The organism is Parasphingopyxis lamellibrachiae (genome assembly GCF_003385775.1).
In the GTDB taxonomy this organism is placed as follows: domain Bacteria; phylum Pseudomonadota; class Alphaproteobacteria; order Sphingomonadales; family Sphingomonadaceae; genus Parasphingopyxis; species Parasphingopyxis lamellibrachiae.
This window is the reverse complement of sequence record NZ_QRDP01000004.1, coordinates 2123434-2147895: the sequence shown is the minus strand read 5'-3', so window position 1 is coordinate 2147895 and position 24462 is coordinate 2123434. Positions and strand designations below refer to the sequence as shown.

Below are 24462 nucleotides of genomic sequence, written 5' to 3'. Positions count from 1 at the left end.
TTTCTTGAACGATCAAATCACCGCCCCAACAAGAACACCGCCTGTTCGGCCAGCAAATTCGCCGCCCCCGCACCGCGTTGCCGATTCCCGCTCAGGAACCAGGCTTGCTCCACGGCGATCCCCTGCTCGCGCAGCAATGCGCGGAAATCGTCGATGGTGACATGGTGGATATTCTCGGTCGCATACCAGCTTAGCGGCAAGGCGCCGGTGACCGGCATCCGCCCGCCGAAGAGCAGGCTCGCGCGCACCCGCCAATAGGCGAAATTGGGGAAGGAGACGAAGGCGCGCGGGGCGATGCGCAGCAGCTCGCCCAGGATCGCGTCGGGCGCGCGCGTGGTTTGGAGCGTCTGGCTGAGGATCGCATAGTCGAAAGCGCTGTCGGGATAGTCGGCGAGATCGGTATCGGCATCGCCCTGCACCACCGACAGCCCCTTCGCCATGGCGGTGGCGACATCGGCGGCGTCAAGCTCCAGCCCCCGGGCGTCCGCGCTTTTGGTTTCCCGCAATGCCGCCATGAGGCCGCCATCGCCGCAGCCAATATCCAGCACGCTGGCGCGGTCCGGCACATGGCTGGCGATAATCGCGAGATCGGGGCGCAGCGGCCTCATGCCGAAAAGGCCTCCGGATTGTCGAACAGCATCAGCCGCTCGGGATGTTTGCCGACAAACCAGCCAAACTGTTCGTAAAGGCTGTGCGCGTCGCGGGTGAAAAGCACCCAGCGACGCAAATCCCGCAGCCGTGCGTCGCCGTGCAGATGGGCGAGCATGGCTTTGGAAAGCCCCCGCCCGCGATGCTCTTCCAGTACATAGACATCGGCGAGATAGGCAAAGGTCGCCCAGTCGGTAATCACCCGGGCCATGGCGACCTGTTCGCTGCCATGAAAGATCGCGATGCAATGGCTGTTGGCAAGCGCAGTGGCGACAGTTTCGGCGGAAATGCCGGGCGACCAATAGGCGCGCGTCAGATAGGCATGGGCCGCCACCGCATCGATCCGCGCCTGATCTTCGGTCAACTCATATCCGGCCGGGAGAGTCACGCCCCCTCTCCCGCTTTCAGAAACCCGTCCACCGCCGTATTCAGGCCCGGCGTATCGAGCAGGAAGGCGTCATGGCCGAAGGGGCTGGGCAGTTCGACAAAGCTGACCTCCGCACCGCCGGCATTGAGCGCGCGGACGATCGTTTTCGCCTCGCTGGTCGGATAGAGCCAGTCGCTGTCGAAACTGATCACGCAAAAGCGCGTCGACGAGCCGGCAAAGGCATTGGCGAGCAGGCCGCCATGTTCCTCTGCCAGATCGAAATAGTCCATCGCGCGGGTGATATAGAGATAGGAGTTGGCGTCGAAGCGATCGACAAAGCTGATCCCCTGATGCCGCAAATAGCTTTCGATCTGGAAATCGGCATCGAAGCCGAAACTTTTCGAATCCCGCGCCTGAAGCCGCCGGCCGAATTTCTCGGTCAGGCCTTCTTCGGACAGATAGGTGATATGCGCGGCCATGCGGGCGACGGACAGTCCCTTGGTCGGCGGCTCGCCATCGGCATAATAATCGCCGCCGCGCCAGTTGGGGTCGGCCATGATCGCCTGCCGCCCGACTTCGTGAAAGGCGATATTCTGGGCCGAATGCCGGGCCGCCGTGGCGATGGCGACGGCGGAACGCACACGCTGCGGATAGCAGGCCGCCCATTGCAGCACCTGCATCCCGCCCATCGAGCCGCCGATCACCGCCTGCAGCGTCTCGATCCCCAGATGGTCGAGCAGCATCGCCTGGGCGCGCACCATGTCGCGCAGCGTGATGACGGGAAAGCGCATCGCATGGGGCCGCCCGTCCTCAGCCAGGCTGGCCGGGCCGGCGCTGCCCATGCAGCTGCCCAGCACATTGATGCAGATGATGAAATGGCGCGCGGGATCGATCGGCTTGCCCTCGCCGACCATGCGCGCCCACCAGCCGGGCTTGCCGGTTACCGGGTGCTGCGAGGCGACATGCTGGTCCCCGGTCAGCGCATGGCAGATCAGGATCGCGTTGGAGCGGCTCTCGTTGAGCGCGCCATAGGTTTCATAGGCGAAGTCCACGGGCGCAAGCGATGCCCCGCCATCGAGCGCCAGAGGCCCGGCCAGGGTGAGCGCGCGCGCGGCGCCAAAGGGGGAATTGTCCTCCGCCATAGAGAAGCGGCGCTAGGGCGCGGGGGGCCGGCTTGTCAAACCTTTGTCGGAAACTTCCCTGCGGAAGCTCGCCGCTCAACCCACAGGTTGAGCCCGACAAACAGATCTCACTTTGAACCGCGCCCGAATCCCTCTATCGACGCCGCATGACCGGCCCAACCCCCAAGCCCTGGATCGCGGCGATGACGCCCTACACGCCCGGCCGCTCCACGGGCGGTTCAAACGCCCCGGCGATCAAGCTGTCGTCGAACGAAAACCCGCTGGGGACGAGCGCGCGCGCGGCAGAGGCGCTGGCGGAGGCGCGCGGCAGCCTTGCGCGCTATCCCGATCCCGGATCGACGGCGCTGCGCGGCGCGATTGGCGCGCTGCACGGGATAGCGGCGGAGCGGATCATCTGCGGTACGGGATCGGACGAGATACTGCACCTGGCCGCCGGGGCCTATGCCGGGCAGGGCGACGAGATCCTCTATGTGCGATACGGCTTCAGCGTCTATCCGCTGGCGGCGCAAAGGGTGGGGGCGACACCGGTCGAGGCGGACGACCGCGACTATGCGACCGATATCGACGCGCTGATCGCCGCGATCACGCCCCGGACGCGGGTGATCTTCCTCGCCAATCCGAATAACCCCACGGGCACCTATACCGGCATGGCCGAGGTCGCCCGCCTGCATGACGCCATGCCCGCCGATTGCCTGCTCGTGATCGACCAGGCCTATGCCGAATATCTCGATCCGGAGCGCGCCGCAGCCCCGCTGGCGCTTGCGCGCGATGCTGACAATATAGTGGTTACGCGCACCTTTTCAAAGATTTACGGGCTGGCGGCCGAGCGGATCGGCTGGGGCTATGGCCCGCCCGCCGTCATCGAAGCGCTGAACCGGATCCGCGCGCCGTTCAACGTCACGACCGCCGGGCAAAAGGCCGCCATGGCTGCACTCGGCGACCAGGATTTCGTCGCGACGAGCCGCGCGCACAATGCAAAGTGGCGCGCATGGCTGGCCGGGCGGATCGCGGCGATGGGCAATGCCGGGCTGAGCGCCGTGCCGTCCGAAGCGAATTTCCTGCTGGTCCTGTTCGACGGCGCGCTGAGTGCAGAGGCCGCCTATGAGGGGCTGATGGCGCGCGGCTATATCACCCGCTGGCTGCCCGGGCAGGGCCTGGCCCATGGCCTGCGCATCACGATCGGCACCGAAGAGGAAACGCGCGGCGTGGCCGAAGTGCTCGAAGCGCTGGTCGGAGAGTGTCAGGCGCCGGGCGCGCGCTGACACTTTACTCTCTCCCGCTCTCCAGACTGTTGATCTCGGCATGCACCCGGGCTTCGATCTCCGCGCGCGGCAGGCCGGTCGGGATCGGATCGAAGAAACGATAGGTCACGACGCCGGGATATTTGATCCAGCCCTTGCGCGGCCAGACATGCCCGCTTTCGATGGCAATCGGCACGACCGGCAGGCCGAACATCTTGTAGAGCCCCGCAAAACCGGCCTGGAGCGGCGGCGTTTCGCCGGGCAGGACCCGCGTGCCCTCCGGAAAGATCACGACCGAACGGCCATCGGCAAGCACAGCGCGCGTGCGTTTCAGCATGGCGCGCATCGCCGCTGCGCCGCCGGCGCGGTCGACGGCGATGCCGCCATAGCGTGTCGCCAGCCAGCCCCAGCCCGGAATCGCGGTAAGCTCCTTTTTCAGCACCGGCGCCGGGGTATCGAGCAGGTTGAGGAAATCGAGCGTCTCGAACATCGCCTGATGCTTGGCGGCGAACAGATATTGCCCCTCGGGAATCGCGCCCTCGATCCGCACCCGGATGCCGAGGATCCAGCGCGCGCACCAACGGTGGAAACGCACCCAGCCGAAAATCACATTGTGCATCGGCCCATCGCCCAGCGCCGCGCCGATCAGGGCCGCCATCACCCAGGGAATGGTCAGCCCGTAGAAAAGGAGGATGAAAAGGAGCGTCCTTATTGCCGCCATGACGCCCTATAGCCCGACTATCGCACTGACGCGGCGCAGCAGATATTTGTTATATTCCAGAAACAGTTGCATGAAACTGGGGTCGCTCGGCACAGCATCGGCCAGCAGCGAAACGCCATCGTCCAGCTCGCGGACAAGCTCGAAACGGGCGCGAGGCATGTGCCAGTCGGTCGTGACCAGACGGACGCTGGTGAACCGGTTCTCGCGAACCCAGCGCGCCGCTTCCTGGCCATTGCTGCGTGTATCGACCGCTTCCTGACCGAGATCGATGCAGCAATCGAACAGCCGCTCGGGCGCGCCGGTTTGCTCGGCCAGTTCGACGGGCCGCACCGTCCGGTTGACGCCCGAGACCAGCATGCGCCCGGCCTGCCCGGCCTCGAGCAGCGCGATGCCCCGATCGATCCGGTTCTCGCCGCCGGTCAGCACGATGATCCCATCCGTTTCCTGCGGAGCCGCCGGACCGGGCAGACCAACGACGAACACCGCAAAGCCGAGCGCCCACACCAGCACGATCAGGGAAAGGATACGCCGCACCATCGCCCTACCCTACAGCATTTTCTTGAGAACGCCGATGACGGTGAACCGTGCGACCAGTGTCGACACTACCGCTCCGATGATCGGCAAAAGAATGAGGAGCAGCCAGGCAAGGGGCGGCAGGGTTGCGGAACCGAGCAGCTCCGACCCCACCGCGCCGATCCGTTGCCCGAGCAGCAGCAGCACGATCACCGCGGTCAGGAAGCCGATCGTACCGCCCAGCAGGGCATCGAGCGCAATTCGCCGCTGGAACAGGCGCGCAATCTGGATATCCGTCGCGCCCATCAGGTGCAGCACTTCGATCGTGCCGCGATGCGTGTTGAGCGCCGCGCGAACGGCGAGGATCACCGATGCAGCAAGAGCGCTGGCGGTCAACAGTACCAGCGCAAGGGCGAGCCAGGTCAGCGACCCGATCAGTCCGGCCAGCGGCGCAAGGAACTGGGCATGATCGTCGACCCGCGCGGCGGGCGCGGCGGCAATGATCGCCTCCTCCACCGTTTCGAGCCGGTCATGCGCTTCCTCGGTAAGGTCCGCGTCGATCATCGTGGGGACGGGAATCCCCTCCTCTTCGCCGGCGCCGCCGATCCAGGGCTCAATCAGCGCTTCGATCTCGGCATCGGGCACCCGGTTCACCGCCGTCACGCCTTCCATGGCCGAAAGTGCCGCCATGGCTGCGCGCGTCTGCTGCTCGCGCAGGTCGGGATTGGCCTCGACGATCTGGATGGTTATCCGCTGGGCGATACTGCCCGTCACATTGCGCGCCGCGTGGTTGAGAGCCAGCCCGCCGGCCGCCGCAAGCACGGTCAGGAACATCATGATCGCGATTACCCATGGCATCGGCCCCGACAGCCGGCCTTCGGTGAGCAGCCTGCGTTCGGCCGGGCTGGCGGCGAAGGGCAGGGTCATGCGCTGGGCTTCCGGGGCTTGCCCATATGCGGTTCGCGCGGCGGGTTTTTCAGTGCGCCGGTGGGATCGGACAGCCGCCCCCCTTCGAGCCGCATCAACTGCGCCGCAGACACCCGGCTCAGCAGATGGATATCGTGGGTCGCGACGACCAGCGTCGTGCCGAGCTTGTTGAGCGCATCGAACAGATGCAGCAGCCGGGCGGCCATTTCCGGGTCGACATTGCCGGTCGGCTCGTCCGCGATCAGGATCTCGGGTCGGCCGATCACCGCGCGGGCGATGGCGACGCGCTGCTGCTCCCCGCCGGAAAGCGTCGCCGGACGCGCGCTTGCGCGGTCGGACAGGCCAACCCAGGCGAGCATCTCATTGACCGGCGTCGCAAGCTCGTCTTCCTCCACACCCGCCACCCGAAGCGGCAGTGCGATATTGTCGAACGCGGAGAGATGCGGGACGAGGCGAAAATCCTGGAAGACGACGCCGATCCGCCGGCGAAAGCCCGGCAGACGATCGCGCGGCAGGGTAACCACATCCTCGTCGAAAAGCCGGATCAGCCCGCGGCTCGGGCGCTGCGCCAGATAGAGAAGTTTGAGCAGGGAGGTCTTTCCGGCGCCCGAAGGACCGGTGAGAAAATAGAAACCGCCGCCATCCAGTGAGAAGCTGACGTCAGACAGCGTCTCTGCGCCCGTACCGTAGCGCAGCCCGACATTTTCGAACTGGACAATTGTCGTGGCCATCCTTGCTGCCATGGCACAAGCCGCCATCCGGCGTAAAGCACACAACGCACAGCGGAACCAACTTGCCAGCAAGCCCCCTGCCCGCGTAGATCACAAGCCTGTTTGCAATCAGTTGGCGTTCCTTTCGCATGATCCTCGTTTGTCCTTCCTGTTCAACACGGTATCTGGTGCCCGATACAGCCATCGGCGTAGAAGGACGGCAGGTGCGCTGCGCCAATTGCAAGAATAGCTGGTTCGCCGAAGGCCCGGACACCGTCGCCGCCGCCGCCGCGCCTTCTCCTCCGCCGCAGCCCGTGCAACAGGAATTTGCGGAAACAGCTCCCCGGGAGCGCCGCACGGAAGAACCCCGGATCGAGAAGCCGGCGCCGCGCACGCCCTCCGTCGAGGGCAACGATCCCTTTGCCCACGAGCCGCCCTTCAAGCCCCGGCGCAACCCGGCAAAGATGTGGACCGCAATTGCCGTCGGGCTGTTTATTCTTCTCGCAGCCGGCATCGGGGCCGTCGCCTGGTTCGGTCCGCCGGGCTTCCTGTCGGGCTTTGGCGGCAGAGCCGCCGACAGCGCGCTCGACGTGCAGCTCGTGCGCAGCCCGGAGCGGCGCACCCTGGCAAGCGGCCATGAACTGCTCTCGATTTCCGGCCGGATCGTCAACATGACCGACGAAGAACAGCGGGTGCCCGATATCCGCGCCGAACTGCGCAATGCACAGGGCGCTGTTGTCTATGACTGGACGATCCAGGCGCCGCAGACTTCCCTGCCGCCGCGCGAAATGGTGGAGTTCAACTCCGCCGAGATCGACATTCCCCGCAATGCCGAGGAACTGAATCTCAAATTCGTGCCCCTCGAAGGAGGGTAGTTATCCATATCGGGATACTCACAGGAGGAGGCGACGTTCCGGGCCTCAACGCCTGTATCCGCGCGATCACGCTCGGCGCGCTGGAAGAAGGCTGGCAGGTTACCGGCTTCCGGCGCGGCTGGGAGGGGTTTTTGCGGATCGACCCCGACGACCCGGAGACCGTTGCCGCCCAAAGCTGGACGCTGGACCGTGCCCGGGTGCGCGGCATCGATCGCAGCGGCGGCACGATCCTCCATACCTCGCGCACCGATCCGCGCACCCAGGCCGAAGGCGACCGGACGGACCATGTGCTCCAAGTGCTCGACCGGCTCGGCATCGACGCGATGATCACCCTGGGCGGCGACGGAACGCTGCGCTTTTCCGCGCATCTCTCCGAACGGGGTTTCAAGGTCATCTCCATCCCCAAGACGATGGACAATGACGTGCACGGCACCGATTACTGTATCGGTTTTTCGACCGCGATCACCCGCTCGGTGGCGGCAATCAACGCGCTGCGCACGACCACGGCCAGCCATGAACGGATCGGCGTGATCGAACTGTTCGGCCGCCGTTCGGGCGAAACCGCGCTGCTTTCCGGCTTTCTTGCCCAGGTCGCCCGCACCGTAATCGCCGAAGTGCCGGCGGATCCCGATATACTGATCCCGCTGCTTGTCGAGGACCGCGACCATAGCGGCGAGCATTACGCGATGTGCGTGGTTTCCGAAGGGGCCAGCATCCTCGGCTCGGAAGCGAATGGCGAAATGGGCAAATCGGCGACCCAGCGGGCCGAAGGCGGGGTCGGGCAACAGCTCGCCCGGATTGTCGAGGCCCGGACCGGCATCGGCACCGTGGTCCAGGAACTGGCCTATCTGATGCGCGCCGGGGAGCCCGACGCGATGGACCGGATGGCGGGTTTCGCCTTTGGCGGGCTGGCCGTCCAGCTGCTGCGCGACGGCAAGGCGGGCCGGATGGTGGCACTGACCGACGGCAATTATTGCCATGTCCCGATCGGGACGCTGCTCGAGCAGCAGAAATCGGTCGATATCGCCAATCTCTACGACAGCAAGGCCTATCGCGCGAAACTCATGCGCATCGAAGGCATGCCGATGTTCCTCTGTTAGGCAGCGCCTATTACTGGAATTCGACGAGCTGCTCCGCGCCCTCCGCGTCGGGGCTTGCCGTCCCATCCGTATCACGGCGGCGGACGATCCTGAGCAGCACCCCCTCCGGCCGGGCATCCGGGCGCGTGAAATCTATCTCTTCGGCGGCGAGGATGTGCGCGGTGGCGCGTGCATGGACCGTTGTGCCTGATTCGGGCAGGGCGGCGAGCAGCAGGAGAGCGGTTGTGATGGCCATGGGGCGATGGCTAAGCGGCAAAATTCGGGGCGAAAAGGTGAAGAAAGGGTTAATGGTCCCCAAAAAGAGCCTTAATGCAGCGATTTGGGCGAATGTTGCCACCGGGAGGTGCAATCGATGATGATCGGCCATTGCACCGGCCCGCACCCTTTGCTAGAGGCTCGCGCCTGCCAGAAGCCGGAAGCTATGCCGGCCTTGTGAAAATGTGCGGTCGTGGCGGAACTGGTAGACGCGCATCGTTGAGGTCGATGTGGGCTAACGCCCGTGGAAGTTCGAGTCTTCTCGACCGCACCATTTTCCAACATTTCAATGATTTAGGATGAAGAGAAGTCGCGCAGCGCGACTTTTTTGTCTGTCAGACCTTTGGCTTCGCCTCAGGCGCCGCACCAGCCCTCACCCCCACCCGACCTCTCACAGGGTATACTGATTGGGAGGTCGGGTGGGGGTGAGGGCTGGTGCGGCGATTTCCTGCAAAGGAAATTCTGACAAGAAAGCCTACAATCCGCTACTCGCTTGAGGCGACGGGACCGCCGACGGCGACTGTGCCGAGCCGGACGCTGTCGGTTTCGTCCGAAACGAAAGCCCGGCGGCCAAGGGCGGCGTTTACGCCGATGGCCTGGGCCGAAAGTTCGGCAATGCGGACGCTGTATTCGCCGTAGGGCACGCCTTCGAAGACGAAAAAGCCGTCAAAATCGGTGCGCATCGTCTTAACGACCCGGCCTTCGATATCGACAAGCTCCAGATCCACGCCTTCCAGCGCGCCGCCGCCCGCCCGCACCAGCACACCGTCGACTTCGCCGGCGCTGACCAGCGGCAGTTCGACAACCGCGGCAATTCCGGGACGCGGCGTGACGACGACGCCCGGCCCGCGGGGCTGGACGAACGGATCTGCGAGCGAGGATGTGTCGATGCCGACGAGAATCGGCCGGTATGGGGTCATTCCGGTGACAACCGCCACGCCGTTTTCGTCGGTCGGCTCGTTGGAGGGCGCGCGGCCGGTCGTGATCTGCACGCCTTCCTCATAGGGTTCGCCGGGCTGGCGCACGCCGTCATTGTTGAGATCGCGGAACACGCGGGCCACCGTCTGCCCGCTGCTTGCGAGCTTGTCGGCCGTGACCTGCACGCCGCCGCGCGGATTCGGGCCGATGCTGAAGGCGAGATTGAGCCCGGCCGCGACCGAACCATCGGTCGCCGCTTCGGCAGATGCGGTCAAAGCAAAACGGTTGAAGCGCCGGACATAACCGATGCTCGCCCTCGCGCGGTTCAGCGTCGCCTGATAACCGAGTTCCGCGCGCCAGGCGCTGTTTTCGCCAGCCGCCCAGTCGGCGGTGAGCGCCGCGCTTTCGAACCGGCTGCCCGGCGAAAGCCGCCAGCGAGCCTCCCCTCTCAGGCGAACCCGCCCGATCCGGCCATTGGCAAGGATCGCGGCATTGGTCTGGGCGGGCGGGCCGACTGTATCGCTCGTCGTCTGGCGGCGATATCCGATCTCGCCGGTCAGCGCGAAACGGCGCATATTGGCGGATATCCGGGCCGCAACGTCAAGCTGGTCTGCCCCGTTTGCGCGTGTCTGATAGGTCGCCTGCACCCGGACCGGCATAACGACGCGGCCGATGTTGAGGCTGTGATCCAGGGCAAGGCTGTGACGCCCGGTCGTGTCCGTGCCATAGCGTTCGGTGCGGAAATCGCGCGCAATGACCGATTCCGCGCTGATATAGGCCCGGCCGAACCGGCCCAGAAGCTGGGCGCGGGCAGCATATCCGCCATTGTCCGCCCATGCGGCGGTTATTTCGACCAGCGCGGGCCCGATCGCGCGGCGTACCGAGCCCTCGACGACCGTGACGCGCTCGTCGGCGATCACCAGATTGTTGAGCTGGAACGCCAGCGAGGTGCGCGCATTGATCCCGCGTTCGAGGCCGAAACCCGCCCGCCAGTTGGATCCGCGCGCAAAATCGCGATTGTCGATCGAAATCAGGTCGCGATTGTCCTGGCTCGCGCCGGCCCAATACCATGTCTGGCGCGGCGGAATGCTCGCCGCGCCGACATTGATCACCTCGGTTTCGCGGCGCGTCTGCCCCTGGGGGCCGTACAGCACGACCTCGAACCGGTTGATGCCGTAGCGCAGCTCGACATCGACAAATTCGTACCGGCCGTCGCCGCGATCCATGGAAAAGGAGAGCAACTGGCCGTTGCGATAGAGTTCGGCCTCCCAGCCATCGGGCAATTCGCCGCGAAAAGTGCGGCGATCGAAGCTGTCCGGCTGGTCCAGCGGCCGGTTGGTGACGATCAGGCCGCGCCCGGATGTCGGTTGCACCGCAATAGGAGAAGACTGGCCGGCAACATCGCCGATCGCGAAATGGGTCGCCTGCAAGGGCCCGAGCAAATTGCCCGTGTTCGAGCTGCGAAAAGCCCGCACACGCAGCGATTGCGGAACCCCGCGATTGTCCGAAGCCAGCCGCGCATCGACTGAAGCCGTCAGCAGCTCGCCGGAGGCGTAGATCTCGTACCGCCGCTCGATACCGCTGGTCCGACGCTGGCGATCGCGCAATCCGCCGAGCGAAACGACCACATCCACCGAGGGCGTCCGCCACATGCGGTAGGGCGTATTGGCCTGAGGCAGGGAAGACAGGTCGAAATCGAGGCGCGGACGCAGCCCGGCCGCGCGGCCGCGGCGCTCCATTGCACGCTGCACGGGCAGGGGCTGTTCCGAACTGAGCAGAAGCACGGCGTTGCGCAGGTCCGCTTCCATTGTGACGCCAAACCAGGCGGCCAGCGCCTGGGTGGCGACACACCAGCCTTCGGGTGTATCGAAAACGATCCCGTCCGGAAGATTATCGGACGATTCCCCGAATCTGACCCGATTCCGGTTGCGATCGATAACAATTTGATTTTCTTCGGTAAAAGCCCAGCCTTCGGCGCGATTACCCGCGTCGTCGATGGCGATTGGTACATCGAGCGCCGCTATTGTGTCGGCAAGATCGATGCAGACGCTGCCGGGTGTCTGATAGCCGCGCACGCCGTCGCCCAGCCGATATTCGCCAAGCCTGACATCGAACAACAGAGAATCGTCGGGGTGCGGCTCCCAGGCCTCCTGTGCAGAAGCGCCCGCCGCACCAAAAAGCGCGGCGAGCCCTGCCAGGATGAGTTTTGCCTGATGTGCCCAGCGGCGCATGGTGCCCCGCTCCCTCCGGGTGCCGCTCTACCGCAGCACGCCTTCGGTTTCGGCGATCAGTCCGCCGCCCGCACTATCGGGTTCGCGGTACTGGATCCGTATGGGTCCCGCGAGATTGCCCTGAAATTCCTCGGAAACCGGCAAGATTACCGAGCGGCTGCCAATTTCTGAGTAAACCGCGATTCCCCGGGCGCGGGCCAGCGGAACATCCACACCGGGCCGGCTGACGATGATTTCGCCATAGACTGAACGATCACCCTGGCGGCTGAGGTCGAAACCGATGCCCTGAACGCCATTTTCCTCGACAATCCGGGGGTTTGCGATGGCTGCGGTCGCCGTCAGATTGCCGTGACGGATAATAATCGGGATCGTAACGCCATAAACCGGGACCAGACGGATCTGGAACCCTTCGCCCTGACTTTCGGCTTCGCTGGTTACGGGTCTTGGTCGCGGAATTGCGCGGAAAAGCATATGAACCCGGTATTCGCCATCGGCCAGGCCCTGCGGCGCACGGACACCGATACGGATCGCCTGAGGCTGGTTGGGCGGAAGCACGACGCGGCGCGGCGCATAGCGGATCATGCCGAGCGCCGCCTCTTCACTGTCATTCGGCAACTCAACCTCTTCAAGCCCGCCATCCGGCGTCATGCGCCGCAGTTCGAGCGAAATCCGGTAGGTCGCTTCCTCGGTGCCGATATTGTTGAGGATCACCTCGGTACCACGCGAGCCGTTGAGCACCACACGAGTCGGCGCGACGAGCAGGTCATTTGCGAGAACAGGCGCCGCCGCGGCAATGGCGGCCGCAGCAAGAGCCATAGCTGCAAAGCCGGACCGGATGGTTTTGGGCAGATATTCTAGGATCATGCGAAGGTCTCCGTCTGAACAAACGGGGAGCAACGCCACACATGACGCAGCAACGCATAACCCCCCGGAAATACGCACAGAACCTTGCAGAAATTGGTTATTTTTCCGTCAAGAATTGGGGGTTGGTGCAAAGAAAAGCCCGGCGGGGCTTGCGCTCCGCCGGGCCAAGTTCAGATATCGTGCCAGCTTCAGGCCGGCATCGGCATGTTATTGATAATCAACGCTTACCGAGAAGGTACCGCTGTAAACGCCAGCGGGCTGATTGGCCGCAACCGAGAGGCTGCCGCCCACATAAAGCGGAACGGCCGAACCGGTCATCGCCAGAACAGTGGACGAACCACCAAGCGTGATCGGCATGTTGTTGGTGCCGTCGCTAAGCTGCGTCAGGCCGCCAAGGCCGGTAACGTCGACATTGAGGCCATTGGCACCCGTGACGTTGAAGGAGGCGGACGAAACGCTGGCAGCGCCAGCACATGTCAGGTTGGCGGCGCAGTTGCGCGTGCCGGCTGCGTTTGCGGCAATCGAAACAACACCAGAAGCTGCGGTATCCGGCACGATCGTGCCGAAGTTAAGATCGCTGACCTGAGCAATCTGAACCTGCTGCAGAATTTCAGCCGTCGCATCGGCGGTTGCCGTTGCAGCATGCGCGCCGGTGGCACCCAGGCCGAGAGCAATCATTGCCGAACCAGCGGCGAATACAGTTTTGAGATTTTTCATTGATAGTCCCTTTTCCACTTTCCGAATGTAAAATTGAACGGAACGTGTCCCCCGCACCATTCAGCGCCTCTTGTGACCGGTTATGTTTCAGATATGCCGAACAACTATGGTTAAAGTGGGCTTAAGACTTTGATCTCACCGATCATTCATATTCGGCGCTAACCCGCATTCTTCCGCGGAAATTTCCAACATCCTCGCCATCGACGATGATTCGCCCGCCAAAGGAAAAGCGCAGCTGGCCGTCGCTGCCGATCCGCGGCTGGACCGGAAGATCGCTGCGTACATCGCGCAGTTCGACGCGCCGTCCGCCCGGTGCCCGCAAGATAACTTCATCCGGCAGGTCGACCCGTACCGCGCGGCCCGGTTCGCCACGGATGACGACGGTTCCACGCATGGCAAGGCCGCCAAGGTCGAGCAATCGGGTGAGCCGGCGCTGGCCGGTCTGCGGATCGATCTCTGCCTGGCCGCCCTGATAGTCGAGCAGCGCCATGCGATCGAAATCGATGCCGGTATCGATATCGATGTGGAGCGGACGCGACGGTCTCGCCTGCGGCATTATCGGCCCTGTATCCTCGCAAAGGCGGCACGCGCCCTGCGCCAGCACCGCCGTCGGCGACGCGATTGGCATTGCTGCAAGGAGCAAAACCGGGAAAAAGATAGGATGACGCCACATGACGCCCTTTTTCGGCGCTAACCAATCAATATATCGTTAACGATAAAAGCCTGCCATGAAGGGTTCACATGTTCGCTGCGACCTTTACGAAAGCCCCCTGACCGTGCCGATACCCACGCCTCATATCAATGGCATCGGCGCAGCGACGCCCGACCATGACATTCACCATGCCTTTATCGGCTGGGCGGCGGCACAATTGTCCGATCCGCGTGAACAGGCGATCTTCGCCCGCATGGCCGAACGGGCCGGGATCGAGCATCGCTGGTCCGTCTTGCCCAGAGGCGCGGACGGGGGCTCCCCGATCTGTGCGGGCGGCTTCTACGCACAGGGCATGCCGCCGACCTCAGAGCGCATGAAGCTCTACGCCGAAACGGCTCCGGAACTGGCGGTTGAAGCGGTTTCCAATCTGCCCGAGATACCCGATCCGGCCAGCATCACCCATCTTGTCGTTGCCAGCTGCACGGGTTTTACCGCGCCGGGCCTCGATCAGCTGGTCGCGCGGAGACTGGGCCTGAAGGGTTCGGTTGAACGCACATTGGTCGGCTTTATGGGCTGTTATGGTGCGGTGACCGCGCTCAGGAATGCCTATCATATCGTGCGTTCCGAACCGGAGGCGCGGGTACTTGTCATCACGACCGAACTGTCGACCCTGCATCTGCAGCCCGATGCGGCGCTCGAACCGCTGCTCGCGATGCTGCTGTTCGGCGATGGCGCGGCGGCGGCGATTGTCAGCGCCGAACCCAACGGACTGGCAATGGGCCGCCAGTTTGCCGCGACCCTTCCGGAATCGCACGATCTGATCCAATGGCATGTCGGCGATACGGGATTTGCCATGCATCTGTCGGGCGAAGTGCCGGGGCGGATTGGCGATGCGCTGGCCAGCGCCGAGTTCCGGTCCGCCATCTGCAACGGCGAAGGCCCCGATGCGGTCGACAGCTGGGCTGTGCATGGCGGCGGGCGATCGATCCTCGATGCGGTCGAAAAGGGATTGGACCTCGGCCCGGATGCGCTCGCCATTTCCCGCGATATCCTGCGCGAAAAAGGCAATATGTCCTCGGCAACGCTGATGTTCGCGCTTGAACGCATCATGCGCGAGCCGCCCGCCGGTCAGGGCCTGGCGATTGCCTTCGGGCCGGGGCTGGCGGCCGAGGGCTTCGAGTATCGGAGCGCCTGATGGCCGGCCTCTCCCAGCGCGCAATCGCCGAAGAGCAGATGGACGCGCCGGGCCTGGCGCCGGACATCTATGCCGCCGTCCTTACCGATCTTGAGCGGGCGAACCGCTGGACCTTCGCGGCCCGGCCAACGCTCAGCTTTCTGGCCCGTGCAACACAAGGGATGGACAGTTTCAGCCTACTCGATGTCGGCTATGGCGAGGGCGGCATGCTGCGCGCAATTGCGGGATGGGCGAAGGCGCGCGGCATAGAGGCAAGGCTGACAGGCATCGACCTCAATTCAAAAAGCCGGGCGGCTGCCGAAGCGCAAACACCCGATGGCATGACAATCGACTATCGGACGGGCGACTATGCCGATTGCGAGCCAACCGACTTCATCGTCTCCAATCTGGTCGCCCATCATATGACGCACGACCAGCTCATCGCCTTTCTGCGCCACATGGAAGCGCAGGCGATGCGCGGCTGGATGGTCAACGATCTCCACCGGCACCGCTTTGCGTATTTCGGCTATCCGCTGCTCGCGCGGATCATGGGCTGGCATCCGATTGTCCGGGCGGACGGGCGGTTATCGATAGCGCGCAGCTATCGCCCCGCGGAATGGCAAGCCCTGCTGGGCGAGGCGGGCATCGCACCGGGTGCCTCGCATATCGTCCGCTATTTCCCGTTTCGATTATGCGTCGAACGACAGCATTGATCGCTGGCGGCGGGCCGGCAGGGCTTACCGCAGCCATCGCGCTCGCCCGCGCTGGAATGGAACCGCTGCTGATCGAACGACACGCCCGAACGCCAGACCTGCTCTGTGGAGGCTTTGTCAGCTGGCAGACGCTGAAATCCCTGGAGCGGCTCAAAATCGATCCTGCGCGGCTGGGCGGCCATGCGATCGACCGGGTCAGGCTGTTCGCGGGCAACCGATCGCGCAGTGCGCAGCTTCCCCATCCCGGAATGGGCTTTTCCCGCCGCCGACTGGACAGTGTGTTGCTCGAAACAGCGGAAGCGGCGGGCGCCGATATTCAGCGCGGCACCGCGATAAGCAGCGCAGATGGCCCCGATGCAATACGCCTAGCGGACGGGCAAAGCCTGGCCGCCGATGCGCTGTTCCTCGCGACCGGAAAATATGAGCTGCGCGGCCTGAAACGACCGGTTGGCAAACAGGACCGCGACCCCTGGATGGGCCTGCGCTACCGGATTTCCGCCTCGGCCGCGCTTCGCGACAGGATCGGCGGCGCGATAGAATTGCATCTGTTCCGCCATGGCTATGCCGGACTTTTGCTGCAGGAAGATGGCAGCGCCAATCTCTGCCTAGCGCTGCGCCGCTCCCGCCTGCGCGAGGCGAACGGGAATCCGGGGCAGCTGCTCGGGCTATTGGGCAGGGAAGCGCCAAGCCTGGCCGCGCGGCTGGACGGCGAAACGCTGCCCGATACTTCCGACGCGATCAGCCGGGTGCCTTATGGATGGCGGATGCGTGAAGGGCATCGCGGCCTGTTCCGGATCGGCGATCAGGGCGCGGTCATCCCCTCACTCGCCGGCGAAGGGATAGGCATTGCGCTGGCCAGCGGCGAAGCGGCAGCAAGAGCCTATCTTGCTGGCGGCCCCGCAGCCGCCATTGCCTTTCAGAAGAATTTCGCCCGGACGGCGCGGCGGCCGATGGCGATCGCGGACCTCCTGAAACGGATCACCGATCATCCCCGCCTCGCGCGCCATGCCATCCGACTTGCCGGTTTCCCCGGCCTTGTCGGCCTGCTGGGCGAGGCGACCCGGATTCGCGCTTGATCGCTCCCGCGGCCGCTCCCATATTCGCACCATGGACAAACTGGATCTCACCGAAGCCGAATGGCGCGAGCGGCTGACCCCGGAACGCTATCATGTGCTGCGCGAAGGCGGCACTGAGCCCGCCTTTGCCGGCAGCCTGTACGACAATCATGAAGCCGGCGACTATCTGTGCGCGGGCTGCGGACTCAAACTGTTCGAGAGCAGGACGAAATATGACAGCGGCTCGGGCTGGCCGAGCTTCACCCAGCCGGCAAGCGAAGACGCGGTGACCGATCACCAGGATATGAGCCATGGCATGGTCCGCACCGAATCGCGCTGTGCGCGGTGCGATGGTCATCTCGGCCATGTTTTTCCGGACGGACCGCCACCGACCGGTTTGCGCTATTGCATGAACAGCCTGTCGCTCGAGTTCGAACCGCACGAAAAGGGCTGAACCGACCATCAGGACAGTCGGTCGCCAACTGCCGACAGGCCGTGATTCAGCTAACATTCAGCCGCAAACCCCGCTTGTGGCCCATTGGGTAGGCGCTTAGGGCAGGAATATATGGCGGCATCTCGAGCATCGAAGCGCGGGCCGGTCTGGCGCGTCACGATCGGACTGATCAAATTCGGCCTTTACGCCGCGCTGCTGGGCTTTGTGGCCCTGGCGGTCGCGGTCGGCATTGCCATGTCATCGCTGCCCGATTTTGATACGCTCCAGTCTTCGCCCAATGGCCAAACGGTACGCGTCCGCGCCGCCGACGGCACGGTGATCTTCGCGATGGGGCCGAGCTATGGCCAGTGGCTGCGCCACGACGAGATTCCCGAGATCATGCGCGATGCGATGATTTCTGTCGAGGACCGGCGTTTCGAGAGCCATCTCGGCGTCGATCCGATTGGCATCGCCCGTTCGGTCTGGGTCCGGATGGAGCGCGGCAGATGGGCCCAGGGCGGATCGACGATCACCCAGCAGCTGGCCCGCAACCTGTTCCTCACCAACACCCGCACTTTTGGCCGCAAGATCCGCGAAATGATTCTCGCACTCGCTATCGAACGGAGATTCACCAAGGAGCAGATCCTCGAACTGTATCTGAACCGCGTCTATTTCGGCGGCGGCGCCTATGGCATTGATGCAGCATCGCGGCGCTTTTTCGGCCATTCGGCGCGCGAGCTCGATCTTTCCGAGGCCGCAGTTGTCGCCGGTCTTGTCAAAGCGCCCTCCCGCTATTCCCCCACTGCCGATGCGCAGGCGGCCATCGGGCGGGCAGGCGTTGTACTCGATCTGATGGTGGAAACCGGGCATATCAGCGCCAGCGAGGCTTCGGCGGCGGCCCCCGACGATGTCTCCCTGACGCCCCAGCCGCGCCGCAACAGTGTGCGCTATTTTACTGACTGGACGCTAAACCAGCTCGACCTTCTGATCGATGAAACCCGCGCACCTATCGACGTCTGGACGACGCTCGATCTCGATATGCAGGCGCGGGCGGTTGAATCGGTGCGCGCCCACACGCCGGAAGGCGCCCAGGCCGCCCTTGTTTCGCTCGACCGGGACGGCGCAGTGCGCGCGATGGTCGGCGGCACGGACTATGTGACATCCAACTATAACCGGGCCGTGACGGCCGTGCGCCAGCCAGGCTCCTCCTGGAAACTGTTCGTCTATCTGGCGGCGCTCGAAAATGGCTACACGCCCGACGACCGGGTGATCGACGAACCGGTCAACTGGAATGGCTGGCAGCCGCGCAACAGTTCCGGCCGCTATTCGGGCGAAATGGACGTCCGCACGGCCTTTGCCTATTCGGTGAACACCGTCGCCGCCCAACTGGGCGCGGAAGTCGGCCTGCACACTGTCGCCAATATGGCCCAGCGCTTCGGGATCAGTACGCCTGTCAACACCCATCCCTCCATGGTGCTCGGCACATCAGAAGTGCGCGTGATCGATATGGCGCGCGCCTTCGCATCCGTTGCGGCGCACGGCATCGCGATCGAGCCTTACGGGATTGTGCGCGTGACGACCGAGGACCCGGAAACCCGCGAGGAGATAGAGCTCTACCGGGCCGAGATCGACCAGTCCCGCGTCCTGGTCGCGCCTTATGTCGCCGCGGAAATGACCGACCTTCTGCAAACTGCGGTCGCCACCGGCACTGGCCGGGCCGCCCAGATCGGCAGGCCGGTTGCCGGCAAGACGGGAACCACCAGCTCCAACAAGGATGGCTGGTTTGTCGGCTTTTCCTCGGGCTTGACCACGGCAGTCTGGATGGGGCGGGACGATGCCCGCGCCGTGGCCGGACTGCAGGGCGGACGGGCCCCCGCGCGCGCCTTTGCCGATTTCATGCGCTATGCCGTTTCCAGCCGGCCGGTCGAACAGTTCGAAACCGAAGTCACGCTGCCCGAATGGCAGCTGGAAGACGAGAATGACGCCTATTTCGGCGATCCGCTGGACGACGAAATCTTTGTCGACGAGAATGGCATGCCGATCAGCGATCCCGGGGTCTATGGCGAAGACCGGCGCTATGAGGATGTCGTAGCGCCCGACACCATGACCGAGGACTGGCTCGACGAAGTCCTGCGCCGCAGCGAGGGCGACAGGCGCGCGGAACAGCGAGACAGCCCGGCGCCGCCCGATGACGGAAATGCGCCGCCCGCCCCGGCGATCCGGAATCAGGAAGAAGAGCCGACCCAGTAAAGCGCGGCACCATGCCGGCGGAGCCAGGCCCGTTCCGGCGCCGGGTCGCGACCGAAAAGATCCGCAACGACAGCGTGGAATTCCGGCCCGTGATGCATATGGATGCGATGGGCAACCTCATGCGCCACGGTTGCGCTCAACACTTCCGGCGGGGCCATGACGAGCCGCCAATTATAACGGATATTGCCGCTCGATGCGCAGCTGCCCCAACGGCTGCGGGCATCGCCGATGCTGATCCGGGCCACCTGGATGCCGGCGCGCAGAGCGAGGCGGTATGTCTCCTCCTCGAGAATCTGCCGCGCCTGGGCCTTTAGCCAGCGCAGGGCGCGGCCGGCAATCGCTTCTTGGGGGCCGCCGAAAACCAGCCTGTCTCCACGATATTGCGGCGTCCGGGGATGGGCCGGGGACCAGTCTATCCGGATATCCCGGCCACGATAGGGCAGGGCGCCACCGGCGAGGACCGGGCGAGGACCGGGCAGTTTTTCCAACTGCGCCTCAATCCAATCCCGCTGCGTCTCCGCCCATTTTCGTGCCCTGGTGAGACTCGACCGCTGGGGCAGGCTGAGCAGTATGCGGCCGTCATGCGGATCGACACGCAACCGGAAAGAGCGCGCACGCGGATGGCGTTTCACCGTCAGAAAGCGGCGATGGCCGCCGCCTTCGAACGGGATATCAGAGATCGCGTTCGACACAGTGATGCTCGAGATCGCCGGCATCCAGCTCGGATATCGTCCAGCCGCGCACCGATTCCCCGGCTTCGTGCACGGCCTCGCGATCGCCGCATACCAGATAGTGCCAGGCGGGCAGCGGCTCGCCCCGCGCCAGCAGCCGATAGGCGCATGTCCGGGGTAGCCAGGGGAAATCCTCCATATTGCGAGCGGTGAGCCGCAGACAGTCGGGAACCTTGATCCGGCGATGTTTGTAATCCGTGCACCGGGCGCTTTCCCTGTCGAGCAGCTTGCACGCCACATTGGTCGGCTGGACAGCGCCGCTGTCTTCATCCTGCAGCTTGTGAAGACAGCATTTGCCGCAGCCGTCGCAAACCGCCTCCCACTCGGCGCGGGTCATCCGGTCGAGACGCTTGGTTTCCCAGAAATTGCCGGTCACCGACCCAAACCCTCCTGATCCGGCCTCACCGGGACCAGCGAACCAGGGTTTCGGCTATCGTCTCGGGGCCGTCCTGGATCGGCAGGATCGCAAGCGGCTCGCCCTCGGGGCCGAACAGGATGGCGTTGTTGCTGTGATCGACAAGATAATTGCCCGTCCCGTCATCCTCGCCAAGCGCATAATAGACGCCATAGCGTTCCGCCGCCGCATCGATCGCTTCGCGCGAGCCCGACATACCGATCATGCGCGGGTGGAAACTGTCGGTGAACTGGACCAGCACGTCCTGCGTATCGCGCGCCGGGTCGACCGAGATAAAGATCGGGGTGATCCGCTCGGCAAGGTCCGGATTGTCCCTTTCAACGATGCGCATCGCCTGGCCGAGTTTCTGCATATCGACCGGGCAGACATCGGGGCAGAAGGCATAGCCGAAATAGATGATCCGGTTCTGCCCCGCGAAATCGGCTTCGCGGACGGTTTCCCCATTTTCATCGGTCAGTTCGAAATCGCCGCCGATCGCCGCGCCCTGGAGCGGCGGCGGTGCGGGTTGCTGTTCCGCCGAACAGGCGAACAGGGCAAGAGCGGCGAGTATCGGGAGGCCGCCTTTTCTGAGAGGTTTGAGATCGTTCATGACAGGGCCAGTCATGCTTTGCTAAGGGGCAGGTTGCAAGCATCAATGGGGTCAGATTTCCATGCACGGGTCGACGTTACACAAAATCTCCAACAAGGCGGTTGCCATTCTCGTCGCAGCACTTGCTTCGCTGCTCCTGCCGGTAGCCGCCCAGGCGCAATTCTCCGACACCTATAATTTCATGCGCGGCGTGCGCGACCGCGATTTTGCCACGGTCCGCGACCTGGTCGAACAGCCTGGCTCGACCGTAATCAACATACGCGACCGATCGACCGGCGATGCCGCGCTCCATATCGTCACGCGGGAACGGGATTCGCAATGGCTGCTCTATCTGCTGCGGCAGAACGCCAATCCCGATATTCGCGACAGGGAAGGCAACACACCGCTGCATATTGCCGCGCAGATCGGCTATCTGGAAGCAGCCGACTGGCTCAGGATCGTCGATGCCGATCTGAACGCGCGCAACAATCGCGGCGAAACGCCGCTGATCCTAGCCGTGCAGCAGCGTAATGCGGCGCTGGTCCGCCAGCTGGTCGACGCCGGTGCCAATCCCGACATCGCTGACAGCGTAATCGGGCTCTCGGCGCGGGACTATGCCGTTCGGGACGGCCGCTCCGGCGATATTGTAGCGATCATCGAAGCCGGACCCGAAATCACAGCAGAAGAGGAAGAGGCTGTCGTCGGACCCAGCGTCAACTAAACCGGTTCGGGCCGATCAGTCGAAACCCGCCAAATGCGGGTCTTCGGCCGCCAGCAACCGCGCCGCAGCCCGGCGAGCAAATCGCAGGGTTTCGGCCTTGCGCCGCGCGGCGGTCAGATTCTGGTCGGCCGCCTCCCTGACAATGGCGGCATCATAGGGGTCGGCTACGATCAGACCCGAAATTTCCGGCTGCAATTCCGCCCGCGCGCACAGATCGAGGTCGAAACCGGCCGGAACGGCCCAGTAAAAGCGATCGCAATAATCGAGATAGTCGGGCCATTTCCGATCCCCGAGAAGGTCGGCCCGGCTGACCTTTATCTCGACGATCACGATCTGCCCCCTGGCGTCGATGGCCATGATATCGGCACGGCGACCATTGCCGAGCGTGACTTCGGTCTGCCCGATCAGCGTCTGGCGATAGAATAGGCGAGAGACTCCTCGCGCAACGTGGGTCGCCCCCAGCTGTTCATCGCTATCGATCACTTCCGAATCCGCCATAGCGCCTGTTTAGAACAAACATCGAACAGAAAAAAGAGGTTGCTACGCCGCGCCGATGAAATCGGCGAGCCAGGCCTCCGGTTCGTCCAGATCTATCTCGACAACCCAGATATCGGGGTCGAATTTGCGGCGGCGCTCCAGATAGTCGGCAAGGGCCTGCGGATCGCCGATATCGTCGGGCCCCGCCTCGACCCAGCGATAGCTGCCATCGGGCGCAAGGCCGCGTTCACGCAGGCCGCGCACGGTGCCGCGATCGGCCAGGGCAAGGAGCACGGCTCCGGAAATCTCGTCGCCCTTGCTGAGGACCATCGCATGGCCGCCCGCCGCCTCGACGCGTCGGCGAAGGGCGCCGATCAGCACCTTGCTCGTGATCCGGCCGCTCATGCGGGCAGTCGATATCCGTCCAGCGAGGAAAGCGGGATCCGCGATTTCATGAAGGTTCCCGTGCCCCGGGCCGCCTCCTCTCCATCGGCGTCGATCAGCCGCGCCTCGGCGACAAACACCCGGCGCTGGCCGCTGATCCAGCGCCCCTCGGCCGTCACCGATCCGCCCCTGATCGGCCGGGTGAAGAGCAGGTTGAACCCGGTGGTCAGCAGGAAACGGTCTGACACCAGGCTGTTCGCTGCATAAAAGGCCGCATCGTCGAGCATCTTGAAATAACTGGTGCCGTGCACCGCCCCGGCGGCGTGATAATAACGCTCGTCAAGCTCGGCCGTGATCCGCGAAACGCCGTTTTCGACGATCGCGAGTCGGGATTGCCACAGGCTATTGATCGGCGCGGAATCATATAATGTTTCGAGCGCCCGGAAATGTGCCTCGGCACCGGCAACCGGCGCGTTTTGCGCCGCTGCATCCGGTTTCGACCGGTCAGGCAGCGTCCGCCGCCTCGAAATTGGCGAGCAGTGCAAAAACCGCGTCCGTCGACCGGGCCCCGCGCAGCTTTGCTACGAACTTGTCATCGCGAAAGCGCCGGCTGATCCGTGCCAGTGCCTGCAGGTGTGCGGCGCCGTCGGCCTCGGGAGAAAAGAGCGCGAAAACGCAGTCCACCGGAAGATCGTCCACCGATGCGTAGTCCACCGGTGTGTCGAGCCGGACGAACAGGCCGAAAGGGCGTTCCAGTGTTTCGATCCGGCCATGCGGGATGGCGACACCGTCGCCAAAACCCGTCGAGCCCAGCTTCTCCCGCGAGACGAGCTGGTCTTCAACCGTCCCGGCGTCGACATCGACAATGCGGGACGCATGGTTCGCAATCAGGCGAAACAATGCGGCCTTATTCTCCACCGCGTCGGCAAATACGACGAATGCGGGGCTCGAAAAATCAAAATCGATCATGGAAAACCTTGGTTACGCGGTGATCGCCCGGGGAATGCGGGAATAGGGACTAGTCTGTGCTCAAACCGACCGCTCGGGTTCCACCCAGCCGATGGAGCCATCCCGGCGCCGGTAGACCATATTATATACGCCTGTGTCGCTATTTTTGAAGAGCAGCGCGTTGGTATTGCGCAAATCGAGCATCCAGACAGCATTGGAAACGCTGGCATCGGGAATATCGACGCTCATTTCGGCGATGATCGGCGGATTGTCGGGAAGATCTTCGGCATCTTCATCGCTCTTGAACACGGTATAGCCCGCGCTTGAATCAGGCATGGCTGCCGGGATATCGCCATTGGCATGTTTGTGATGGTCCTTGAGGCGATCCATGTGCCGGCGCAGCTGTTTTTCAACATGGCCTGCCGCTTCGTCAAATGCGGCATGGGCATCGCCCTGGCTGTCTGCTTCCCCCTTCAGCATCACGCCCTGCATAACATGGACGACAATGGCGCAGCGGAAACCGTGATCGTGCGGCCCTTTGCCGAAGGTGACATTGGCCGAGATCGTCCGCGGGAAATATTTGTCGGCCATCGCGGTAAGGCGCGCCTCAACATGTCCTTTAAGCGCATCGCCAGTCTCGATCTGATGGCCCGATACACGAATGTCCATTACGCTACTCCTTCATCATGCGCCGGCCGGAAGGGCGGGGCGC

The 24462-nt window shown here is 64.0% G+C and carries 29 protein-coding genes and 1 tRNA gene; 10 read left to right on the top strand and 20 right to left on the bottom strand.

The window, feature by feature from the left end:
• Positions 1-17: 17 nt before the first annotated feature.
• Genes metW through metX form a run of 3 tightly spaced genes read right to left on the bottom strand, consistent with a single transcriptional unit; the run spans position 18 to position 2157 of the window.
• Positions 18-608 carry a methionine biosynthesis protein MetW gene (metW, locus tag DFR46_RS10765; RefSeq protein ID WP_116236439.1) on the bottom strand — a complete coding sequence of 197 codons (591 nt, stop codon included), beginning with the start codon at positions 606-608 and terminating at the stop codon, positions 18-20.
• Positions 605-1036, bottom strand: coding sequence for a GNAT family N-acetyltransferase (locus DFR46_RS10760; protein ID WP_116236438.1), 432 nt, complete (start codon positions 1034-1036; stop codon positions 605-607). The genes metW and DFR46_RS10760 overlap by 4 nt, the downstream gene beginning before the upstream one ends.
• Positions 1033-2157 carry a homoserine O-acetyltransferase MetX gene (gene metX / locus DFR46_RS10755; RefSeq protein ID WP_116236437.1) on the bottom strand — a complete coding sequence of 375 codons (1125 nt, stop codon included), beginning with the start codon at positions 2155-2157 and terminating at the stop codon, positions 1033-1035. The genes DFR46_RS10760 and metX overlap by 4 nt, the downstream gene beginning before the upstream one ends.
• A 146-nt stretch (positions 2158-2303) precedes the next feature.
• Here metX and hisC point away from each other — a divergent pair, with 146 nt between their 5' ends.
• Complete coding sequence (hisC, locus tag DFR46_RS10750) at positions 2304-3419, top strand: histidinol-phosphate transaminase (RefSeq protein ID WP_116236436.1); 1116 nt, start codon at positions 2304-2306, stop codon at positions 3417-3419.
• 4 nt (positions 3420-3423) lie between these two features.
• On the opposite strand, the gene DFR46_RS10745 is transcribed toward hisC, so the two are convergent.
• The 4 genes from DFR46_RS10745 to ftsE are packed head-to-tail and all read right to left on the bottom strand — an operon-like array spanning position 3424 to position 6290.
• A complete protein-coding gene (locus DFR46_RS10745) occupies positions 3424-4119 on the bottom strand; it encodes a lysophospholipid acyltransferase family protein (RefSeq protein WP_116236435.1) in 696 nt (231 codons plus the stop codon).
• 6 nt (positions 4120-4125) lie between these two features.
• Positions 4126-4656, bottom strand: coding sequence for a YdcF family protein (locus tag DFR46_RS10740; RefSeq protein WP_116236434.1), 531 nt, complete (start codon positions 4654-4656; stop codon positions 4126-4128).
• A gap of 9 nt (positions 4657-4665) precedes the next feature.
• Positions 4666-5559, bottom strand: coding sequence for a cell division protein FtsX (locus DFR46_RS10735; protein WP_116236433.1), 894 nt, complete (start codon positions 5557-5559; stop codon positions 4666-4668).
• Entirely contained in the window at positions 5556-6290 is a 735-nt protein-coding gene (gene ftsE / locus DFR46_RS10730; protein ID WP_116236432.1) for a cell division ATP-binding protein FtsE, read from the bottom strand. The genes DFR46_RS10735 and ftsE overlap by 4 nt, the downstream gene beginning before the upstream one ends.
• A 128-nt stretch (positions 6291-6418) precedes the next feature.
• Between ftsE and DFR46_RS10725 the strand changes: the two genes are divergently transcribed.
• Together DFR46_RS10725 and DFR46_RS10720 are read left to right on the top strand one after the other, a co-directional pair.
• Positions 6419-7144, top strand: a complete 726-nt coding sequence (locus DFR46_RS10725) for an MJ0042-type zinc finger domain-containing protein (RefSeq protein WP_116236431.1) — start codon at positions 6419-6421, stop codon at positions 7142-7144.
• Positions 7120-8244, top strand: a complete 1125-nt coding sequence (locus DFR46_RS10720; RefSeq protein ID WP_342769846.1) for a 6-phosphofructokinase — start codon at positions 7120-7122, stop codon at positions 8242-8244. The genes DFR46_RS10725 and DFR46_RS10720 overlap by 25 nt, the downstream gene beginning before the upstream one ends.
• A gap of 10 nt (positions 8245-8254) precedes the next feature.
• On the opposite strand, the gene DFR46_RS10715 is transcribed toward DFR46_RS10720, so the two are convergent.
• Positions 8255-8479: a hypothetical protein gene (locus DFR46_RS10715; RefSeq protein ID WP_116236429.1), complete on the bottom strand. Its 225-nt coding sequence runs from the start codon at positions 8477-8479 to the stop codon at positions 8255-8257.
• A gap of 207 nt (positions 8480-8686) precedes the next feature.
• Between DFR46_RS10715 and DFR46_RS10710 the strand changes: the two genes are divergently transcribed.
• A tRNA-Leu gene (locus DFR46_RS10710) sits at positions 8687-8773 on the top strand.
• A 211-nt stretch (positions 8774-8984) separates the two neighbouring features.
• Here DFR46_RS10710 and DFR46_RS10705 read toward each other — a convergent pair.
• From DFR46_RS10705 to DFR46_RS10690, 4 genes are all read right to left on the bottom strand, one after another.
• The gene (locus tag DFR46_RS10705) at positions 8985-11648 is read right to left on the bottom strand and encodes an MSCRAMM family protein (protein ID WP_116236428.1); all 2664 of its coding nucleotides are present in this window, start codon (positions 11646-11648) and stop codon (positions 8985-8987) included.
• Between the two features lie 27 nt (positions 11649-11675).
• Positions 11676-12512 (bottom strand): fimbrial biogenesis chaperone, encoded by an 837-nt coding sequence (locus DFR46_RS10700; RefSeq protein ID WP_245953823.1) that lies wholly within the window; start codon positions 12510-12512, stop codon positions 11676-11678.
• A 207-nt stretch (positions 12513-12719) separates the two neighbouring features.
• Positions 12720-13229 (bottom strand): DUF4402 domain-containing protein, encoded by a 510-nt coding sequence (locus tag DFR46_RS10695; protein ID WP_162843465.1) that lies wholly within the window; start codon positions 13227-13229, stop codon positions 12720-12722.
• 142 nt (positions 13230-13371) lie between these two features.
• Positions 13372-13785: a DUF4402 domain-containing protein gene (locus DFR46_RS10690; protein ID WP_211306418.1), complete on the bottom strand. Its 414-nt coding sequence runs from the start codon at positions 13783-13785 to the stop codon at positions 13372-13374.
• Positions 13786-13957: 172 nt separating this feature from the next.
• On the opposite strand from DFR46_RS10690, the gene DFR46_RS10685 reads away from it, so the two are divergent.
• From DFR46_RS10685 to DFR46_RS10665, 5 genes are all read left to right on the top strand, one after another.
• On the top strand, positions 13958-15076 hold the full coding sequence (locus DFR46_RS10685) for a type III polyketide synthase (protein WP_116236425.1): 1119 nt from the start codon (positions 13958-13960) through the stop codon (positions 15074-15076).
• Positions 15076-15768: a methyltransferase domain-containing protein gene (locus tag DFR46_RS10680; RefSeq protein ID WP_116236424.1), complete on the top strand. Its 693-nt coding sequence runs from the start codon at positions 15076-15078 to the stop codon at positions 15766-15768. Before DFR46_RS10685 ends, DFR46_RS10680 begins: the two co-directional genes overlap by 1 nt.
• Entirely contained in the window at positions 15747-16844 is a 1098-nt protein-coding gene (locus DFR46_RS10675) for an NAD(P)/FAD-dependent oxidoreductase (protein ID WP_116236423.1), read from the top strand. The genes DFR46_RS10680 and DFR46_RS10675 overlap by 22 nt, the downstream gene beginning before the upstream one ends.
• Before the next feature lie 31 nt (positions 16845-16875).
• Positions 16876-17277 carry a peptide-methionine (R)-S-oxide reductase MsrB gene (msrB, locus tag DFR46_RS10670; RefSeq protein WP_116236422.1) on the top strand — a complete coding sequence of 134 codons (402 nt, stop codon included), beginning with the start codon at positions 16876-16878 and terminating at the stop codon, positions 17275-17277.
• Between the two features lie 111 nt (positions 17278-17388).
• Positions 17389-19506: a transglycosylase domain-containing protein gene (locus tag DFR46_RS10665; RefSeq protein WP_116236421.1), complete on the top strand. Its 2118-nt coding sequence runs from the start codon at positions 17389-17391 to the stop codon at positions 19504-19506.
• Here the strand turns inward: DFR46_RS10665 and DFR46_RS10660 are convergent.
• From DFR46_RS10660 to DFR46_RS10650, 3 genes are all read right to left on the bottom strand, one after another.
• Entirely contained in the window at positions 19482-20222 is a 741-nt protein-coding gene (locus DFR46_RS10660) for a M48 family metallopeptidase (RefSeq protein ID WP_116236420.1), read from the bottom strand. The two genes, DFR46_RS10665 and DFR46_RS10660, sit on opposite strands and share 25 nt — an antisense overlap.
• Positions 20179-20574: a YcgN family cysteine cluster protein gene (locus DFR46_RS10655; RefSeq protein WP_245953901.1), complete on the bottom strand. Its 396-nt coding sequence runs from the start codon at positions 20572-20574 to the stop codon at positions 20179-20181. The genes DFR46_RS10660 and DFR46_RS10655 overlap by 44 nt, the downstream gene beginning before the upstream one ends.
• A 64-nt stretch (positions 20575-20638) precedes the next feature.
• Entirely contained in the window at positions 20639-21256 is a 618-nt protein-coding gene (locus DFR46_RS10650; protein WP_245953822.1) for an SCO family protein, read from the bottom strand.
• Between the two features lie 46 nt (positions 21257-21302).
• On the opposite strand from DFR46_RS10650, the gene DFR46_RS10645 reads away from it, so the two are divergent.
• Entirely contained in the window at positions 21303-21941 is a 639-nt protein-coding gene (locus DFR46_RS10645) for an ankyrin repeat domain-containing protein (protein WP_116236417.1), read from the top strand.
• Positions 21942-21956: 15 nt separating this feature from the next.
• Here the strand turns inward: DFR46_RS10645 and DFR46_RS10640 are convergent, their stop codons facing one another.
• Genes DFR46_RS10640 through hpf form a run of 5 tightly spaced genes read right to left on the bottom strand, consistent with a single transcriptional unit; the run spans position 21957 to position 24419 of the window.
• The gene (locus DFR46_RS10640; protein WP_116236416.1) at positions 21957-22439 is read right to left on the bottom strand and encodes an MmcB family DNA repair protein; all 483 of its coding nucleotides are present in this window, start codon (positions 22437-22439) and stop codon (positions 21957-21959) included.
• 42 nt (positions 22440-22481) lie between these two features.
• The gene (locus DFR46_RS10635) at positions 22482-22823 is read right to left on the bottom strand and encodes a DUF1491 family protein (protein WP_211306417.1); all 342 of its coding nucleotides are present in this window, start codon (positions 22821-22823) and stop codon (positions 22482-22484) included.
• Entirely contained in the window at positions 22820-23347 is a 528-nt protein-coding gene (locus DFR46_RS10630) for a PaaI family thioesterase (RefSeq protein ID WP_116236415.1), read from the bottom strand. The genes DFR46_RS10635 and DFR46_RS10630 overlap by 4 nt, the downstream gene beginning before the upstream one ends.
• The gene (locus DFR46_RS10625; RefSeq protein WP_116236414.1) at positions 23307-23771 is read right to left on the bottom strand and encodes a PTS sugar transporter subunit IIA; all 465 of its coding nucleotides are present in this window, start codon (positions 23769-23771) and stop codon (positions 23307-23309) included. The genes DFR46_RS10630 and DFR46_RS10625 overlap by 41 nt, the downstream gene beginning before the upstream one ends.
• 60 nt (positions 23772-23831) lie before the next feature.
• Positions 23832-24419, bottom strand: coding sequence for a ribosome hibernation-promoting factor, HPF/YfiA family (gene hpf / locus DFR46_RS10620; RefSeq protein WP_116236413.1), 588 nt, complete (start codon positions 24417-24419; stop codon positions 23832-23834).
• Positions 24420-24462: the final 43 nt, after the last annotated feature.

Excerpts from the sequence above, each read along its gene's own strand:
- metW (WP_116236439.1), bottom strand. The coding sequence starts at position 608 with ATGAGGCCGCTGCGCCCCGATCTCGCGATTATCGCCAGCCATGTGCCG.
- metX (WP_116236437.1), bottom strand. The coding sequence starts at position 2,157 with ATGGCGGAGGACAATTCCCCCTTTGGCGCCGCGCGCGCGCTCACCCTG.
- hisC (WP_116236436.1), top strand. The coding sequence starts at position 2,304 with ATGACCGGCCCAACCCCCAAGCCCTGGATCGCGGCGATGACGCCCTAC.
- DFR46_RS10745 (WP_116236435.1), bottom strand. The coding sequence starts at position 4,119 with ATGGCGGCAATAAGGACGCTCCTTTTCATCCTCCTTTTCTACGGGCTG.
- DFR46_RS10740 (WP_116236434.1), bottom strand. The coding sequence starts at position 4,656 with ATGGTGCGGCGTATCCTTTCCCTGATCGTGCTGGTGTGGGCGCTCGGC.
- DFR46_RS10735 (WP_116236433.1), bottom strand. The coding sequence starts at position 5,559 with ATGACCCTGCCCTTCGCCGCCAGCCCGGCCGAACGCAGGCTGCTCACC.
- ftsE (WP_116236432.1), bottom strand. The coding sequence starts at position 6,290 with ATGGCCACGACAATTGTCCAGTTCGAAAATGTCGGGCTGCGCTACGGT.
- DFR46_RS10725 (WP_116236431.1), top strand. The coding sequence starts at position 6,419 with ATGATCCTCGTTTGTCCTTCCTGTTCAACACGGTATCTGGTGCCCGAT.
- DFR46_RS10715 (WP_116236429.1), bottom strand. The coding sequence starts at position 8,479 with ATGGCCATCACAACCGCTCTCCTGCTGCTCGCCGCCCTGCCCGAATCA.
- DFR46_RS10705 (WP_116236428.1), bottom strand. The coding sequence starts at position 11,648 with ATGCGCCGCTGGGCACATCAGGCAAAACTCATCCTGGCAGGGCTCGCC.
- DFR46_RS10700 (WP_245953823.1), bottom strand. The coding sequence starts at position 12,512 with ATGATCCTAGAATATCTGCCCAAAACCATCCGGTCCGGCTTTGCAGCT.
- DFR46_RS10695 (WP_162843465.1), bottom strand. The coding sequence starts at position 13,229 with ATGAAAAATCTCAAAACTGTATTCGCCGCTGGTTCGGCAATGATTGCT.
- DFR46_RS10690 (WP_211306418.1), bottom strand. The coding sequence starts at position 13,785 with ATGCCGCAGGCGAGACCGTCGCGTCCGCTCCACATCGATATCGATACC.
- DFR46_RS10685 (WP_116236425.1), top strand. The coding sequence starts at position 13,958 with ATGAAGGGTTCACATGTTCGCTGCGACCTTTACGAAAGCCCCCTGACC.
- DFR46_RS10680 (WP_116236424.1), top strand. The coding sequence starts at position 15,076 with ATGGCCGGCCTCTCCCAGCGCGCAATCGCCGAAGAGCAGATGGACGCG.
- DFR46_RS10675 (WP_116236423.1), top strand. The coding sequence starts at position 15,747 with ATGCGTCGAACGACAGCATTGATCGCTGGCGGCGGGCCGGCAGGGCTT.
- msrB (WP_116236422.1), top strand. The coding sequence starts at position 16,876 with ATGGACAAACTGGATCTCACCGAAGCCGAATGGCGCGAGCGGCTGACC.
- DFR46_RS10665 (WP_116236421.1), top strand. The coding sequence starts at position 17,389 with ATGGCGGCATCTCGAGCATCGAAGCGCGGGCCGGTCTGGCGCGTCACG.
- DFR46_RS10660 (WP_116236420.1), bottom strand. The coding sequence starts at position 20,222 with ATGCCGGCGATCTCGAGCATCACTGTGTCGAACGCGATCTCTGATATC.
- DFR46_RS10655 (WP_245953901.1), bottom strand. The coding sequence starts at position 20,574 with ATGACCCGCGCCGAGTGGGAGGCGGTTTGCGACGGCTGCGGCAAATGC.
- DFR46_RS10650 (WP_245953822.1), bottom strand. The coding sequence starts at position 21,256 with ATGACTGGCCCTGTCATGAACGATCTCAAACCTCTCAGAAAAGGCGGC.
- DFR46_RS10645 (WP_116236417.1), top strand. The coding sequence starts at position 21,303 with ATGCACGGGTCGACGTTACACAAAATCTCCAACAAGGCGGTTGCCATT.
- DFR46_RS10640 (WP_116236416.1), bottom strand. The coding sequence starts at position 22,439 with ATGGCGGATTCGGAAGTGATCGATAGCGATGAACAGCTGGGGGCGACC.
- DFR46_RS10635 (WP_211306417.1), bottom strand. The coding sequence starts at position 22,823 with ATGAGCGGCCGGATCACGAGCAAGGTGCTGATCGGCGCCCTTCGCCGA.
- DFR46_RS10625 (WP_116236414.1), bottom strand. The coding sequence starts at position 23,771 with ATGATCGATTTTGATTTTTCGAGCCCCGCATTCGTCGTATTTGCCGAC.
- hpf (WP_116236413.1), bottom strand. The coding sequence starts at position 24,419 with ATGGACATTCGTGTATCGGGCCATCAGATCGAGACTGGCGATGCGCTT.